We start from the raw sequence: 16,605 nt of genomic DNA, 5'->3' as shown, positions 1-16,605 counted from the left end.
TTGAAGTCATGCATATAGTGCTTAAATGCTTGAATTTAAGCTATAACTATAGCTATTTTAAGTTACAACTTTTAATTTATAGAAGACATTTGAAAGCAACTGGCACTAGCCGTAATTTTGAAACTGATATATTAAGATAAGAATATAAAAAGATTAACCAAGAAAAAATGAAACTATACATACAAAGTTTTATTGTATTAATACTTGTATCTTTACCTGTATTTGCTGCTGATACATCGGATAAAACAGGAACCAATCCGATTAATTTTACAAATGATTTTCGGTTATATAATGAGTACCTATGGTTGGATACGGAAGGTGATGGCAATATTAATATTACAACAGCTGAATATCGAACACCATTTCTTGGTGGGAAATGGCAATTTAGAACTAGAATTAGATTTGTAGAGACTAAAGCAGACTTGAATGATGATGGTGATGATGATTTAGACACTAACGGATTAGGAGAGATTGACTTTCGTGTATTGACTGTTCCTATTGTAAAAATGGAAGACAAGTTTGCGCTTGCAGTTGGATTGGAAACATTTTTGCCGACAGGAAATTCAGTTGTGGGATCAGAGAGACTTTCCTTTGGCCCGCAAATTTTTGGGGTCTTTTTCAATCCATTTGGCATCAAAGGCAGTTTAATTGCACCTGCTTATCAGCACAGATTTAGCGTGTATGAAGAAGATGATGTAAGGAGTTTAAATCAGAGCGCTTTAGATCTTTTCTTTCTAAAACAATCAGATGATAAACAAAAATGGGTTCTTGTTAATCCGCAATATATTGTTGACCATAATCTACATACACAAGGTGGTGCTGTCGAAGCTGAGATGGGCGTCATGTTGAACCACTTGGGCTTTAATCTAGATGGGCGTAGTGTTTATGTTCGACCATCAATAGGCATTGGTCCAGATAGATTGACAGATGGCTCAATTGAGTTAGGCTGGAAACAGATTTGGTGACGAAGAATATTATTATATGAACTTGCTGAATAGAACTGTCGTTTCGATAATGCTCAATAATTTTTCTTTTGAGATATAGGTGCTGAAAAAAATGAAAAAATTATTTTATCTCATTGTTATCTTTTCGTTAAATAATTCTTATGCGCAATTCTCATGGACAGAAGTGGGTGGTTATCTATTTGCAGCGGATATAGAAGGTGAAACGCAATTTCGAAATATTGAAACAGATTTAGATGTTTCTTTTAGCGATATTTTGGAAAACCTTGACCTAGGCGCAATGGCTTATATCGAACATCGAAATGGACGGTGGTCTTTTTTAGGTGATGTTGTTTATGTCGATCTTTCAGCTGACAGCGTTTTGGCGTCAGGGCCAATACTCTCAGTTGAGCTTGATGCAGAAGTTAAGCAAATCTTGGCTGAAGTTTTTGTTGCGTATCGTGTTATTGAACAAGATTATCAAAATGCCAAGCTTGGCATAGACTTCCTTGGTGGTGTTCGATACAACAGTGTTGAAATTGATATAGGTGCTGAAGCAAGTCTATTAGGATTAATGACGTCAGGATCAAGAAGTCGAAAGAAAGATTGGGTAGATGGTGTTGTGGGTGCAAGGGCACAATACGGCTATAACAATGGCTGGGGTCTGACAGGATGGGCAGATGTTGGTGCTGGTTCAGATAGTGACTCTTATCAATTGGTGGGCCTAGTAAATTATAAATTCGAAAATAACGTAAAGCTTTTTGGTGGCTATCGCCATTATCATTTTGAATATAAAGATGGTTCTGGAACGTCCCGCTTTGAAATAGATGCAGATTTTTCAGGACCGATGTTAGGCGTTTCTTACAGGTTTTAGATATAGAGTAAGTTTGTTGTAACGAAGTTTATTAATTGATGTAGATTAATTGATGTAGATTAATTAATAATAAGAGTATTGATGAAATAATATTATTTTTTGTAAAAGGGGTTAAAGATGAAGGTGAAGTTGGTTTTAGTATTGTTGCTCATGCCATTAGCTGCGGTATCGGCAGACAAACCTAATATCCTGGTGATATGGGGTGACGACATTGGCCAATCCAATATCAGTGCCTATACCATGGGTATGATGGGGTATCGCACCCCTAATATCGATCGCATCGCGAACGAAGGGATGATCTTCACAGATTATTATGGAGAACAGTCTTGCACAGCCGGCCGATCATCATACATCACAGGCCAAAGTGTTTATCGCACAGGACTGTCAAAGGTTGGTTTGCCGGGCGCAGATCTTGGCTTGCAAGAAGAAGACCCGACCATCGCGGGATTACTCAAAGCAGAAGGCTATACCACCGGTCAATTCGGTAAGAATCATCTTGGTGACAAGGATGAACATCTCCCGAGTAATCACGGTTTCGACGAATTTCTAGGTAATCTCTACCACCTGAACGCCGAAGAGGAACCAGAGAATGAAGATTACCCTAAAGATCCAAAATTTAAGGAACGTTTTGGACCGCGCGGAGTTATTCATTCATTTGCGAATGGCAAGATCGTAGATACTGGGCCACTGACCAAGAAACGAATGGAGACGATTGACGATGAAACAGTAGAAGCGGCACTTAAGTTTATTGATCGCGCGCATAAAGATGGCAAACCTTTCTATGTCTGGTGGAATGGTACACGAATGCACTTTCGCACCCATGTCAAAGAAGAATTGCGTGGCATATCAGGTCAGGATGAATATGGCGATGGCATGGTCGAACATGACATGCATGTGGGCAAATTGCTGGCTAAGTTAGATGAGCTGGGTATTGCTGATAACACCATCGTGCATTACTCAACGGATAATGGTCCACATATGAATACCTGGCCAGATGCAGGTTCATCACCTTTCTTTGGGGAGAAAAATACCAACTGGGAAGGCGGCTGGCGAGTACCTTCTATGGTGCGCTGGCCTGGCAAAGTTAAAGCAGGAAGCGTTTCTAACGAGATCATGCATCATATGGACTGGCTGCCCACCTATTTAGCAGCTGCAGGTGAATCTGATGTTAAAGAAAAGCTCAAAAAAGGCAGCGTTAAAGCCATCGGTCGCTCTTATAAAGTTCATCTCGATGGCTACAACTTCCTGCCTCACCTTACAGGAGAGGAAGAAAAAGGACCGCGTAACGAGATTTTCTATTTTGCAGACACAGGCGAATTAACCGCCTTGCGCTACAATGACTGGAAAGCAATTTTCCTTGAGCAGAAAGAATACGGCACGTTGCGAGCATGGATTGAACCCTGGACGGAATTGCGTGTACCTCTGATCTTCAATCTTAGGAGAGATCCTTATGAGCGATCTTACCGCACGTCAAACACCTACTATGACTGGCTAATCGACAGAGCTTACTTCTTAGTGCCTGCACAAGCATATGTAGGAGAATTTTTGTATACTTTTAAAGAGTTTCCACCGAGGCAAAAACCGGCAAGTTTCTCTATTGATCAAGTAATGGAGAAGCTACAGTCTTCTGTTGGATCACATTAACCCAGACTTAGATCAGATTTACATAAACTGTAGAAAACGAAAGTAATAAATCTGAAATCTTGTTCGTTTTAAATGATGATGTAGTAATTTTATACTGCATCATCATTCTTAATAGTTATTTTCATGACTTCACAAGAACTGTTGCTCATACTACAAGCAATATGTTTAAAACAGAGTAAAGTACACCCTAAATGGTTGGGTTTTAACATCGTGAAATTAATAAGTAGACTTATCCTGTTGACAGTAATACTTTGTGGCTGCAGCGATCAGAATTCTAATTCAGATACGAGTACCCAGCTAAAGTCATCAGCTCCGAAGTCAGCCAGCTATGTTGGCTCAAAACAGTGTCTAGATTGTCATCAGGACCAATATGAATCATGGCAAAACTCACATCATGATCTGGCAATGCAACATGCAGATGAAAAAACGGTACTGGGGAATTTTGATAATACTTCTTTCAATTACTTTGGAACAGTTTCTAGATTCTACAAAAAAGAGGATCTCTTTTACATACAGACAGATGGGCCTAATGGCAAGTTAACGGATTATCTTATCGCATATACCTTCGGAGTATATCCGCTTCAACAATATCTAATTAAATTCCCTAAAGGGCGTTATCAGGCTTTGAATATCGTCTGGGATACGCGCAGCAAATCCGAAGGAGGGCAACGCTGGTTACATTTATACCCGAATGAGCATATTAAGCATGATGATGAACTGCACTGGACCGGCATCAACCAAAATTGGAATTATATGTGTGCCGATTGCCATTCGACTAACTTGCAGAAAAATTATGATGTAGTTAAGAAAGAATACACCACCACCTGGTCTGAGATTGATGTTGGTTGTGAGGCTTGCCATGGTCCCGCATCAAGACATATTGCTTGGTCTGAAAAGAAAAATAAGGGTGACGACAAAGGGTTTGATGTCGCTTTCAATGAGCGTAAAAATGCCAGCTGGTTGATCGATTCCGTCACCGGAAATGCAAAACGCAATCCTGGTAAACATTCTAATATCGAGATCGAAGCTTGTGCGCAGTGCCATTCACGACGCACAACGCTCAAGTCAGGTGCGCGACCTAAGCATGCCTTGCTGAATAATTTTATGCCATCACTGCTTACAGAACCGCTGTATCACGCAGATGGTCAGATTAATGGTGAGGTGTATGTTTACGGTTCATTTGTACAAAGCAAAATGTATCATGCCGGTGTGACGTGCAGTGATTGTCATGAGCCTCATAGTTTAAAACTTCGAGCTAATGGTAATGCGTTGTGTGCGCAATGCCATCAAGTAGATAAATATAATTCTACAGAACATCATTTACATGTTAACGATACGCCGGGAAGCCAGTGTGTGGATTGTCATATGCCTGAAAAAAATTACATGGTGATCGATGCAAGGAGTGATCATAGCATGCGCATACCACGTCCAGATTTGTCCGTTAAGTTAGGTGTGCCCAATGCATGTAGTCAATGTCATAGTGATAAAACGGCAGAATGGGCTGCAGCAATATTAAAAGATAAAAATGGTAAGCCTACTAAAAAACACTTTGCAGAAGCGATTCATGCTGGACGATTCAGGCTGCCAGGAGCGCCGCAATTTTTATCACAATTGATTTTGGATGAAACTCAACCTGCCATAGCGCGTGCGACGGCAGTCACTTTATTGCCACCGTATCTGTCACAGCAGACTGCACCTGTGCTGCAATTAGCTGCTAATGACGAAAAGCCTTTGTTAGGCCTTGGATTAGCGAATGCGCTTGATTCGATCGCCTCACAACATCGCCTGCCATTTGCTTATCCCTTGCTATACGATGACAGCAGAAGTACACGAATGCTGGCCGGCAGATCGCTACTGGGTGTCTCGCTGAATGATCTACCAGAAGATGCGGCAGATAGGTTTAACAACGCGATCAAGGAATACCAAAACGTACAGTTATTTAATGCTGACCGACCTGAGTCGTTAGTCAATCTTGCCGATTTTTATGAGCAACAAAATAAACCAGAACTAGCAGAAAAATATTATAACCAGGCGATAGAACTGGCACCTTATTTTACGCCGGCATACGTGAATATGGCGAATCATTACCGTAGTTTAGGAAATGATATAAGAGGCGAAGAGGTTTTAAACATCGCTTTGTCCCAGGTAAGAAACAAATCGACTATTTATCATGCATTGGGTTTATTAAAGGTAAGACAAAAAAAAATGGATGCTGCAGTTGAGTATCTGCATTTGGCAGCAGATAGCACCGAAACAACTGATCGTTATATTTATGTTTACGCTATAGCACTAAACTCTATTGGAAAAGCACAGCAGGCGCTCAAGGTTTTAGAAAAAGCACAGCACCAGTATCCTACAAATACGGATATTCTGAGCGCACTGGTATCGATAAATAAAGAGCAAGGTGATATTAAAAAATCACAAAATTATGAAAAAATATTACGAAACTTGATCCAGTAAATGACTGTGCATGGCGAATTAGTAATTTTGGAAATACTTTGATATAAATTTGTGTAGAATTCCCTGTATTTTCCCTGTTATTGAAAAATTAAATTTGGACTAAAATTTTGTAAGTACGTGTAATTTCAGAGACTATTTGGAATTTGAAGAAAAAATAGTGGCAAAAATTCAAATATTCCCTGTAAATTAGCTGTTTAATAGGGAAATTATAGAAGAGTAGAGTTCGCTACAGACTCCAACCACCGCCACCGAGTCTGTCTCCGTTCGGAGACTACGTAAATACATGAAAAATAGCCTATTTCTGCAGGCTTTGCGCAGTTCGAATCCAAGTAAGAGAATCGGGTTTGATGTATTTAGAGCAAGATCTGTAAAAAGTCTCCTTTCGCAAAAACGCGGTTCCTTTTGTAGTTAACTATTGCTTCAATAATTAGACTCCAAACTTGCACTAATTCGTGAAATTTATGTCCGCTTCCGGCGAAATGGCAGTCATCACTTATCCCTAGGTAAGAATAAAAGATTCTGAGTCTTGAAATGATTTATTCAAGCCATATATTAGGTAAATGAGTAATGATTCTACATATATAGTCTGTCAATACTGCTTTACTTCAAACAGAGTGCCAAACAGCAAATTAAAGGATGGCCCAGTCTGTGGTAAGTGTCGTCAATCGCTATTTACAGGCAAGCCTATTGAGCTATCCGATAATAACTTTAGTAGATTCATCGACAAGACAAGTATACCAGTGGTCGTAGATTTTTGGGCATCTTGGTGTGGGCCATGCATAATGATGGCACCAATCTTTGCTCAAGTATCAAATCAGTTGGAGCCAAGAGTAATACTTGCCAAGGTTAATACTGAAAGCTCTCATGCAATAGCATCTCAATATGGTATACGCAGCATTCCTTCAATATTAATTTTTAAGAATGGTAAAGAGATTAGTAGGCAGTCAGGTGCAATGGATTTAAAAACTTTGAGTAATTTTATACAGAATAATATTTAAACTTATTCTCATTGAGTCAAAAGTAATTATAAATAATCTGCTTATAAGTTTTTCCTACTAATGGCTCAATAGCGGTCATTACTAGCAACAACTACGAACTTGTTGAAATGGGGGGGCAAAGTGAATCTCCGATATTCCTTAAGTGACTTATATCAATTAAGAGATAATTAAAAAGTATAAAATACGTGATTAAGGGTTTAATAAATTATCCACCAAGTAAAATACATATTATATTTTAGCAGTGAATTCAAAATATTATTTTTTCCTTAACTTTGTCTTAATCTTATATTTATTAAGCGGATGTTCTAGTTTGTTGCCAAAGGAAAAGAATCTAACTGTAGGTGTCTGGGATACATATGAAGAGGCAGAAAACACATTCAATGCAATTATTCCATATGTTACGACTAAAGATGAGCTTATCAATTTAAATTTAAATCTTGAAAATAACAAAAATATAACTTTATTAAATTATGCAGACATTGCAAATCGTTTCGATTTAGGTAGCTATATCCATGGCTATATACCAGACAAAGGTATTAGTGAATGTATAATTGCAAAGTCGGAATGCAAGGGCTATTTAGTAAATGAAAAATTTTTAAGAAGTAAACGTTATGGGAATTTTTTTTCAGACTTACTCAATTTTAAACGTAAAACTAATATTACTGGATGGACATTTGAGGGTGTCATTTTAATTAAAAAAGATATTGTTGTTTATAAGTTAAGCGGCGGCATCCCTGCATTACATGAAAAGATCGAAAGCTCCAAGCCACTAGGTCCTTTGCAAGGGGGTGGGTTCCTAGTAGACATAATTAAAAGAAACTATTAACTATAGCGTTACTCTAGAAGGTTTCATAATAGTTAATGTCCGCTTAGGGTCGATGTTGATTGGCCTGAATGATACCGATCATTCTGGGATTTTTTTAAGAGAATGGTATCCGTATTCCAGGCGAGTAAAAATAGTAGGAAACAATAGAATGAAGTATGATTTTCAGGTCGAAAATATCAAGTGTGGAGGATGTTCTAACATAATTACAACTAAACTTCGCAAGATTGATGGTGTTGAAGATGTCATTGTGAAGGTCGACGATCGAGAAGTCAGAGTCATTGCTGAGTCTGATCAAAGTAATAGCCAACGGGAAGCACTTAGCGCTGCACTTGCGAAATTAGGCTATCCAGAAACTGGATCTACAGGATCGAATTGCTTAGTCACCAAGGCGACGTCTTTTGTAAGCTGTGCATTAGGTAAGATTTCTAAAAAGATATAAGATTGTTGTATAGTATGAGATGTGGCAACATTCGCATGTGATTCAACATGTTTGGTCCTCAATTCGCCAGACGATTGAAATGAAAGCATCAGGGCTACGACGATACGTTTTATATCGGTGAAGTGTTCGTGAAAATTCGTGTGTAACAAAAGTATTTGCGGCGTGCAGTCGATCAAGATGGCTAAGTGGTGGATGTATTTCTACAGCTCACTGGGATACGAATATTCCGCATTTTGGCGAAAGTATTACACCTTAACTAAATGTAACACTGAACATATAATTTTATAATGTAGATGTTAATTATCTTGTATAGACTCCAAGTAAAGAAGTAATTCGAATATTTTACCTCGCGCTAATGTTTCTGCATGTTGAGTGCTAACCTTTAACCAGCTTTCTGCGCTATATTTATCTCCCCAGATAGGCATTGTACGTGTGCCATGCATACTTTCATCTTTACGACCGTCTATTATTTCGTATAATCTTTTAAAAGGAAATACTCCATTATTGTTCATTTCAATCAAAGTTAAATCTTTAGGTTTGTTTGCTAAGTGTGGACTGAAGAGGCCTTTGCCTTTGGCGTCGTCACCATGACATATTACACAGGTATCAATAAATTCCTGGCGTCCGAGTTCAACACCATTTTTTGATTTCTTTAAAGAAAATTTTTCATGTTTTCTTTGTTGTTCATCTGATTTTAATATTTCTGCTTGCGAATCTATAATATCTTCTACGTCAGCATAACTCACAAGACTAAATAGCGATAAAGCGAACAGTATTGATGAAATAGTAATTAACTTAGATATGAACATAAATCATTCCAATTAGATGTATTAACAATAGTTCAATTATATATTTTACGTGAAATAAGTATTGATATAGATCAATTAAGATAAGGATAGGTGGTAATATATGTATGACATATCTATTGCGTTTCGTGAAGTATATAAATATTTATATCGTTAAGCGTGGTGATGGTGAATTTGCATATAGATAGAATGATAAAGATGGACGCTAATGGAGGGGTGGGTAAAGATGAGCTGAAGAACTAGAAGATTAACTGAATTGAGAATGTTGCTATAGTAGTTACTTGGCCCTAAACGCTCAATTACAAATTGAAGTGAGAACACATTTTATCTCCACAAGGAAAATATTTGCATTAATTTAACTTGTATACGAATAAAATATAAATAAAATTATTTGAAATGGACACAAAACATCAATTTTCTATTTGGTACGTATTGGTAGCCATTGTTTTTATATTAATGCTACAAAAATATACGCCGAGTGCGCATGTTGAAAATTTGGCTTATAACGAATTTAAATTACTACTTAAGAGTAACAAGTTAGATGATATTACGCTAAATAACGAAACAATTACCGGTGTTTTACATATTGAAGATCTTGGTGAGTTGTTGCCGCCAGAGACTATTAATAAATTGAATAGGGTTAGTGCTGGCAAGTATCGATTTGTAACAGTGCGGATTGAAGATCCTAATTTAATAGAAGACCTGCAATCATCTAAGGTCCGTTATGTTGGGAAGCGTGAACATCGTTGGATAGGTGCTGTTCTATCAACTGTGTTATGGATCGGTTTATTTTTTGGGGTGTGGCTTTTTGCTATTCGCCGCATGAGCGCGACAAGTGGTACGATGTCAGTTGGAAAAAGCAAGGCCAAAGTCTATGTTGAACAAGATACAAAAGTAACGTTTGATGATGTTGCTGGTGTGGATGAAGCAAAAGAAGAATTACAGGAGGTTGTTAACTTTTTACGAGAACCAAAGCGATATGGTCGACTTGGTGCGCGTATTCCAAAGGGTATATTATTGGTTGGTCCACCAGGAACAGGAAAAACATTATTTGCTCGTGCTATTGCAGGTGAAGCAAAAGTACCTTTCTTTTCAATCAGTGGGTCGGAATTTGTAGAAATGTTTGTTGGTGTTGGTGCGGCTCGTGTGCGAGATTTGTTCGAGCAAGCAAGGCTGAAAGCACCAGCGATTATTTTCATTGATGAACTTGATGCGCTAGGCCGAGCACGTAGTATTCAAGGCTTAGGTGGTGGACATGATGAAAAAGAACAAACACTCAATCAATTGTTAGCTGAAATGGATGGATTTGATCCTAGTCAAGGTGTGGTTTTGCTTGCAGCAACCAATCGTCCAGAAATCCTTGATGCAGCACTTTTGCGTGCTGGCCGATTTGATCGTCAAGTTTTAGTAGATCGACCTGATAAAAATGGTCGTGCTGCAATTCTTCGTGTACATATAAAAAAAATCACTCTGGCGCCAGATTTTGATGAAGAAACTGTTGCTGCATTAACACCTGGATTTACTGGAGCTGATTTGGCGAATTTAGTAAATGAGGCTGCAATACTTGCGACACGACGAGAAGCCGACGCAATAACGTTGGATGATTTTACACTCGCAATTGAACGAATTGTGGCTGGTCTTGAGAAGAAAAATCGTATCCTCAATCCTGAAGAGAGAAAAGTAATTGCATATCACGAGATGGGACATGCGTTAGTTGCGATGTCATTAACCGGTGTAGATCCTGTACATAAGATCTCAATTATTCCACGTGGAATTGGCGCTCTCGGATATACAATACAACGGCCTACAGAAGATCGGTTCCTCATGACTCGCGAGGAGCTTGCTGATAAAATGGCGGTATTGCTTGGTGGCAGAGCCGCTGAATTTTTAATATTTAAGCATTTGTCGACAGGGGCAGCCGATGATTTGGCGAAAGCTACAGACATTGCACGAAGCATGGTGACACGCTATGGGATGGACGAAAATCTGGGACATGTTGTTTATCAGCAACAAGCACCGCTCTTTCTAGATAATCAAGCATTATCCTCACGTCAGCATGAAGTTAGCGATGAAACTATTGAAAAAATAGATCGCTCCGTTCGAGAGCTTATACAAGCTGCATTTGATAAAGCTAAGTCAATTTTGATAGAACATCGAAATGTGCTTGAACATGGAGCACAACAGTTACTTACGAAAGAAACATTAGTAGAGGAAGATCTATCTAGTTTACTTGAAGAATTATCTAGTACCGCAATAAATAAGTCTGAGGCTAATTAGGACTTTTGTCACGCTGCTTTCCTGGTCGTGGACAATCTCTTAGATAAATATCATATTATGCAGCGTTAACATTTATTGATCGTTTATCATTTATCGCGGCGGCGGTTTTAGGTAATTTAATTTTTAATACTCCATTTGAATTACAGGCTTCAACTTTATCTCGATCGACTCCGTTAGGAACGCGAAAATTACGTAGAAATGCGCCATAACTTCTTTCATTGATATGATAATGTTTTTTTGTTTCAGATCGTTTTTCAGATTTTTCTCCTTTTACAGACAGAGAATCATCGCCAAGTGTAATTTCTATGTCTTCTGCTAATAATCCAGGAAGTTCCATTTCAATATCAAGCGCATCATCAGTTTCACTTATATCGACTCGCGGTGTCAGTAGAATGTCTGAGTGACTAAATTGTCGCTCAATATTGGCAATTGGGTAGGACCAACCTTTCCCAAAAATTTTAGGTAAACTTGGCCAATCGTCGGCAAACCGTTCAAACAAATTGTCTACTTCTTCACGCAAACTGGCTAATGGAGTTACATTCTCAGCTGCTTTAGCAAGTGTCTTTTTTTGACTAGTTTTATTTGTTTTTTTCTTTTTTACTGGTACTTTAGATGTTGCTTTTGTCATAAGTCATATCTCCTGATAAACAACTCGATTTGAATGTATAATTTTAAATGGCTTGAAATTACAGTTATTGATATATCAAATGATTCTTCGATCTAAAAAATTATGTATTTTCGCGTTATTATTTCTGATTCATCATCAGGATGGTGATGCGTCAGGTTTTCAGATTCGTGAGCAGTCTGCACTGGGACAGGGAAATTCATTCGCTGGCATTGCTGCAGGTAGCCATGACGCCAATGCTATTTTTTTCAATGGTGCATCAATGACGCTATATGATAGAAATACACTTTCTAGTAGTGCTTCTGTTATTCATTTCTCAGGCGATTATAATAATGGAAATTCCTCAACAATTTCTGGTAGCTTAATTGAAGGTTCTGGGACATTTAAACATGAAACATCGAGGGTACCTGCAATTTCTGCAGTTTATAGCTGGGCTGATAATTTAAAATTCGGGATTAACGTCAGTGCGCCTTGGGGACTGAAAACGAATTATGATCATAATTGGGTGGGACGTTATTACGCGATCCAATCTGAATTACGTTCAATCAATATTAATCCATTACTTGCATTTAAAGTTAATAATAAATTTTCATATTCAATTGGCATTCAAGCTCAGTATCTAGAAGTTGAAATTGATAACGCTATTGATTTTGGCACTTTGGGCTTCTTAAATTCAGTCCCGGGAGCTATTCCAGCAAGCACTAACCAAGATGGATTCGTAAGTATAAAAGGTGATGATTGGGGATTTGGTTGGACAGCAGGTTTTTTATTTGAGACTTCACCAACCACTAAGCTGGGTATAGCGTATCGTTCTAAAATTTCTTATCAATTGAAGGGGAAGGCAGATTTTAGATTAGACCCGCAAGGGATTGGAGCTACACTCAGTGGTGCAACCGATGCTTTCATAAATACAGACTCATTTAGCCGAATTGAAACGCCAGAATTTATCACTTTTGGAATTCGTCATGATATAAATAAGTCATGGTCCATTATGTCTGAATTTGATTTTACACGTTGGTCGAGAGTGGATCAGCTTGTTATACAATTTGAGAATCCAAGTCAAAGTAATAATATTACGAATTTGAAATGGGATGACACCTGGTTTGCTTCTTTTGGAATAGAATATCGTCCCAATGATCGTCTACAATTACGTGGAGGTATTGCTTATGAAGAAGGTGCGTCATCAAATGAATTCAGATCACCACGTGTTCCTGATGCAGATCGATATTGGTTTTCATTAGGAGGGACTTATGCCATAAATAATCATATAAAAGTCCATGGTGCATATTCGCATCTAAATTTAGATGATCCTACATTGGTATTATCAACCTCTTCAGAACCAAATGTTTCAAGAGGTAACCTTGTCGGTGAATATGATGTACATGCAAATATTCTAGCGTTCGGAATATCATTCATTCTTTAAGAAAAATGCTTCTCATTTCCAAATAATTTAATTGGCAATATTAAATTTTCCAAAATTCTTAATGTATAGCGATTAGTTTTGAATACAACACTATTATTTTAATTGCAATGTAGAGCATAGATTCGAGTTAATTATGACCAAGTTGCTTCAACATAAATCCATCGTTGAAAAGAATAGAAAAGTTCGTTCAATTTTAATTATAGAAGGGTTTGCAAACCTCATTATTTTAACTATAAAAGCCTGGGTTGGAATATATACTGGATCTAGTGCCATTTTAAGCGACGCATTACATTCATTGTCAGATTTATTTAACAATATTCTCGCATTTACATTAATTAAGATTTCTTCTTATGGCCCGGATCTGAATCACCCATATGGTCATCGAAAATTTGAAACCTTGGCTGTATTTATATTGGCAACGCTTTTAAGTGTTGTTGCCATAGAGATTGTTTTTCGAGCTTTTGAGCGAATTGGAAATCCAATACTGCTTAGTCAATGGGGTTTTATTTTGATGTGCGGAGTACTAGTAATTAATATTGGCATATCTAGTTGGGAGCATTATTGGGCTGTGCGTCTTGATTCGGAAATATTAAAAGCAGATGCAAGACACACGCTTAGCGATATATTGACAACAGTTGCCGTGATTGGAGGTTGGCAATTAGCTGCTCGTGGCTATCCAATGTTTGATTTTTTACTTTCACTAGGAATTTCTATATTTGTGTTATACCTCGCTTATACATTATTCAGTAAGTGCATCCCAATATTAGTTGATAGCACATCTTTAGATCACGAACAGGTCATTAGCTATATTGAACAGCTACACGGTGTTGTAAAAGTAAGGCGAATGCGTTCGAGAGTCATTGAACATGGTATCTTTGCAGACATAATCGTGATTGTAGGTCGTCATTTATCGACAAATGAATCACATGCTATAGCAGATCAAATAGAACATAAATTGGCAGAACTTTATGGTATGGAAGATGTGGTGATACACATTGAGCCTGAAGAACCATAAGTATATTATTTATAAGATCTAACCGAAAGTAATACTTAATAATCCTATCTCAATGAGCACCCATGAGATAGTTGCTGTAAGTAATATTATAGCTACTAGTGTATATATACAGGTTTTTTTATCTGACATGTTACCTCTGATCTATATTCGGCGGCCATTTAATAAATTTTTTTCTTATATCAACTATTCAGTACCGATCCGCATGCAATTAATTTCACTTCGGGTGCGCAAGTATCACCTAATGAATCATGATTTGGGTTTAATAAATGCAAGAATTCTATAACCTATTTGCATAATTTTTTATCATCATTGTCTTTTTGGTTATCTTTTTTACTCGAATAGTCATTAATAGTGTCCTTTGGTATTTCTATAACTACGTTTCTAGATCTCTTGTTGGGTTGACTTGGATCATTATTAAGTAACCATGATACAGTCACCAAGAAATCTTCCATAGTTGATTCGGATGTTTATTTCGAATTTTCTGGGAAAAGTGGTCTGATAAGATTGAATCAGTGTGTGTAGTTGTTTGTCCATTAGACCTATCCTATTTATTAATCACTATCACAAATTATCAATTTAACGGTTAATCATATATTGATTCAGAGCAATTTTTATATTGATTAATTAATTTAATGCTTATTATTGATTTGTATCAATAACTATGTTTTTACCCAACGTCAATATGAACTCTAAATTACGTTGAGGGTGTATGGATTATAAAGATTATTACAAAGTCATTGGTGTTGAACGAGGCGCAACTCAAGATGACATTAAGCGTGCCTATCGTAAACTTGCCCGTAAATATCACCCCGATGTCAGTAAAGAAAAAGATGCTGAAGCTAAATTTAAAGAATTAGGTGAGGCTTATGAGGTTTTGAAAGATCCAGAGAAAAGAGCTGCTTATGATCAATTAGGCTCTAATTGGCAATCTGGTCAAGATTTTAAACCACCACCTAACTGGGATGCTGGTTTCGAGTTTAGTGATAGATACACTAATTATAGTGATATGCATTCAAGCGATTTTTTTGAATCATTATTTGGTCATGCTGCACGCTCTAAAGCCGGCTATCAACACTTTTCTAATAGCCACTCTCGAGGTGAAGATCACCATGCAAAAATATTGATTGATATCTCAGACTCATATAATGGCATTATAAGAGATTTAGTATTGAAAACACCAGAAATAGATGAGCATGGAAAGCTTGTTAATAAGCAAAGAACATTAAATGTAAAGATACCTAAGGGAGTAAAACAAAGACAGAAAATCAGATTGGCAGCACAGGGTGCGAAAGGTATTGGTGGTGGTCCTGCAGGAGATCTTTATTTGGAGGTTGAATTTAGTTCTCATCCTATGTTTAGTGTTGAAGATAGAGATATATACATTAAGTTGCCTGTGAGCCCATGGGAAGCTGCATTAGGAGCAACTATCACTTTACCTACACCAGTTAGTAAGGTGGAATTAAAAATTCCGCCTGGGTCGTCTGGTGGAAGTAAACTTCGATTAAAAGGTCAGGGCATCCCTGGAAAACCATCTGGAGATATTATTGCTGTCCTGGAGGTTTCAGTTCCTAATGCAAAGTCTGACGCTGAAAAATCACTCTATCGACAGATGGAACAGACATTTCAGTTTAATCCACGTAAAGCGTTAGGAGTGTAAAAACTGATGAAAAAACTCCATGTTGGTGAATTGTTAGATGAACAGGTTGAATTTACATTAAGCGAATTATGTTTGGTCAGTAACAGTGAAGAAGATTTGATAATAAAGTTAGTGGATGAAGGTGTAATAGAGCCGAACGGCGAAAATTATGAAAACTGGAAATTTTCCGCGACTCATTTAAAGAGTGTCCAAGCTGCAATTAGACTTGGGAATGACTTAGGCATCAATATCGAAGGAGTCGCGTTAGCTTTAGATTTAATTGAAGAAATTGATAGATTAAGATTTCATCTTAAGTTGTATGTAGAGTCACATGAATAAATTTGCTGATTTAATTGAGCTAAATCAATAATCTTTAATAGGCTAGTTGTTATATGTATAACTAATTAAGTGATTGAGAGATGCTAGTATGTCTGAGAATGTAATTGTCTATACCAAGCCTTTATTGTCAACTCATACATTAAGCGAAAGAGTATTTGCAGACAACAGAAATATTGTTAAAGACAAAAAGGATAGTAAATCAGTTAATCGTAAATATATTGGGAAATATTGTCTTGTAGATTGGATGGATGATAGTGCTGTTATTGATTGCTCATTGATTCATGAGTGGGATTAGCCATTAA

At 37.4% G+C, this 16,605-nt stretch carries 16 protein-coding genes; 13 read left to right on the top strand and 3 right to left on the bottom strand.

Annotation, left to right across the window (positions count from 1 at the left end; all coding sequences use genetic code 11):
* Positions 1-167: 167 nt before the first annotated feature.
* From R8G33_05110 to R8G33_05080, 7 genes are all read left to right on the top strand, one after another.
* Positions 168-965, top strand: coding sequence for a hypothetical protein (locus R8G33_05110; protein MDW3095037.1), 798 nt, complete (start codon positions 168-170; stop codon positions 963-965).
* A gap of 91 nt (positions 966-1,056) precedes the next feature.
* Positions 1,057-1,815 (top strand): hypothetical protein, encoded by a 759-nt coding sequence (locus R8G33_05105; protein ID MDW3095036.1) that lies wholly within the window; start codon positions 1,057-1,059, stop codon positions 1,813-1,815.
* A 117-nt stretch (positions 1,816-1,932) separates the two neighbouring features.
* Entirely contained in the window at positions 1,933-3,459 is a 1,527-nt protein-coding gene (locus R8G33_05100; GenBank protein ID MDW3095035.1) for an arylsulfatase, read from the top strand.
* A gap of 210 nt (positions 3,460-3,669) precedes the next feature.
* Positions 3,670-5,919 (top strand): multiheme c-type cytochrome, encoded by a 2,250-nt coding sequence (locus R8G33_05095; GenBank protein ID MDW3095034.1) that lies wholly within the window; start codon positions 3,670-3,672, stop codon positions 5,917-5,919.
* 560 nt (positions 5,920-6,479) lie between these two features.
* Positions 6,480-6,917, top strand: a complete 438-nt coding sequence (gene trxC / locus R8G33_05090; GenBank protein MDW3095033.1) for a thioredoxin TrxC — start codon at positions 6,480-6,482, stop codon at positions 6,915-6,917.
* A gap of 241 nt (positions 6,918-7,158) precedes the next feature.
* A complete protein-coding gene (locus R8G33_05085) occupies positions 7,159-7,743 on the top strand; it encodes a hypothetical protein (protein ID MDW3095032.1) in 585 nt (194 codons plus the stop codon).
* Positions 7,744-7,891: 148 nt separating this feature from the next.
* Complete coding sequence (locus R8G33_05080; protein ID MDW3095031.1) at positions 7,892-8,182, top strand: heavy-metal-associated domain-containing protein; 291 nt, start codon at positions 7,892-7,894, stop codon at positions 8,180-8,182.
* A gap of 296 nt (positions 8,183-8,478) precedes the next feature.
* Here the strand turns inward: R8G33_05080 and R8G33_05075 are convergent, their stop codons facing one another.
* On the bottom strand, positions 8,479-8,991 hold the full coding sequence (locus tag R8G33_05075; GenBank protein MDW3095030.1) for a hypothetical protein: 513 nt from the start codon (positions 8,989-8,991) through the stop codon (positions 8,479-8,481).
* A 393-nt stretch (positions 8,992-9,384) separates the two neighbouring features.
* On the opposite strand from R8G33_05075, the gene ftsH reads away from it, so the two are divergent.
* Positions 9,385-11,265 (top strand): ATP-dependent zinc metalloprotease FtsH, encoded by a 1,881-nt coding sequence (gene ftsH, locus R8G33_05070; protein ID MDW3095029.1) that lies wholly within the window; start codon positions 9,385-9,387, stop codon positions 11,263-11,265.
* A gap of 55 nt (positions 11,266-11,320) precedes the next feature.
* Here the strand turns inward: ftsH and R8G33_05065 are convergent, their stop codons facing one another.
* Positions 11,321-11,893 carry an Hsp20/alpha crystallin family protein gene (locus tag R8G33_05065; GenBank protein ID MDW3095028.1) on the bottom strand — a complete coding sequence of 191 codons (573 nt, stop codon included), beginning with the start codon at positions 11,891-11,893 and terminating at the stop codon, positions 11,321-11,323.
* A 79-nt stretch (positions 11,894-11,972) separates the two neighbouring features.
* Here R8G33_05065 and R8G33_05060 point away from each other — a divergent pair, with 79 nt between their 5' ends.
* Together R8G33_05060 and R8G33_05055 are read left to right on the top strand one after the other, a co-directional pair.
* Positions 11,973-13,313: an outer membrane protein transport protein gene (locus tag R8G33_05060; protein MDW3095027.1), complete on the top strand. Its 1,341-nt coding sequence runs from the start codon at positions 11,973-11,975 to the stop codon at positions 13,311-13,313.
* Positions 13,314-13,446: 133 nt separating this feature from the next.
* On the top strand, positions 13,447-14,328 hold the full coding sequence (locus tag R8G33_05055; protein MDW3095026.1) for a cation diffusion facilitator family transporter: 882 nt from the start codon (positions 13,447-13,449) through the stop codon (positions 14,326-14,328).
* A 284-nt stretch (positions 14,329-14,612) separates the two neighbouring features.
* On the opposite strand, the gene R8G33_05050 is transcribed toward R8G33_05055, so the two are convergent.
* Positions 14,613-14,780: a hypothetical protein gene (locus R8G33_05050; GenBank protein MDW3095025.1), complete on the bottom strand. Its 168-nt coding sequence runs from the start codon at positions 14,778-14,780 to the stop codon at positions 14,613-14,615.
* A 257-nt stretch (positions 14,781-15,037) separates the two neighbouring features.
* Here R8G33_05050 and R8G33_05045 point away from each other — a divergent pair, with 257 nt between their 5' ends.
* The 3 genes from R8G33_05045 to R8G33_05035 all read left to right on the top strand — a co-directional run bounded on the left by R8G33_05045 (position 15,038) and on the right by R8G33_05035 (position 16,598).
* Positions 15,038-15,985: a DnaJ C-terminal domain-containing protein gene (locus tag R8G33_05045; GenBank protein MDW3095024.1), complete on the top strand. Its 948-nt coding sequence runs from the start codon at positions 15,038-15,040 to the stop codon at positions 15,983-15,985.
* Between the two features lie 6 nt (positions 15,986-15,991).
* Entirely contained in the window at positions 15,992-16,303 is a 312-nt protein-coding gene (locus tag R8G33_05040) for a chaperone modulator CbpM (protein ID MDW3095023.1), read from the top strand.
* 88 nt (positions 16,304-16,391) lie between these two features.
* A complete protein-coding gene (locus tag R8G33_05035) occupies positions 16,392-16,598 on the top strand; it encodes a hypothetical protein (protein ID MDW3095022.1) in 207 nt (68 codons plus the stop codon).
* Positions 16,599-16,605: the final 7 nt, after the last annotated feature.

It is taken from the genome of Gammaproteobacteria bacterium (genome assembly GCA_033344735.1).
In the GTDB taxonomy this organism is placed as follows: Bacteria; Pseudomonadota; Gammaproteobacteria; order UBA4575; family UBA4575; genus UBA1858.
This window is presented reverse-complemented; position numbering and strand designations above follow the sequence as displayed.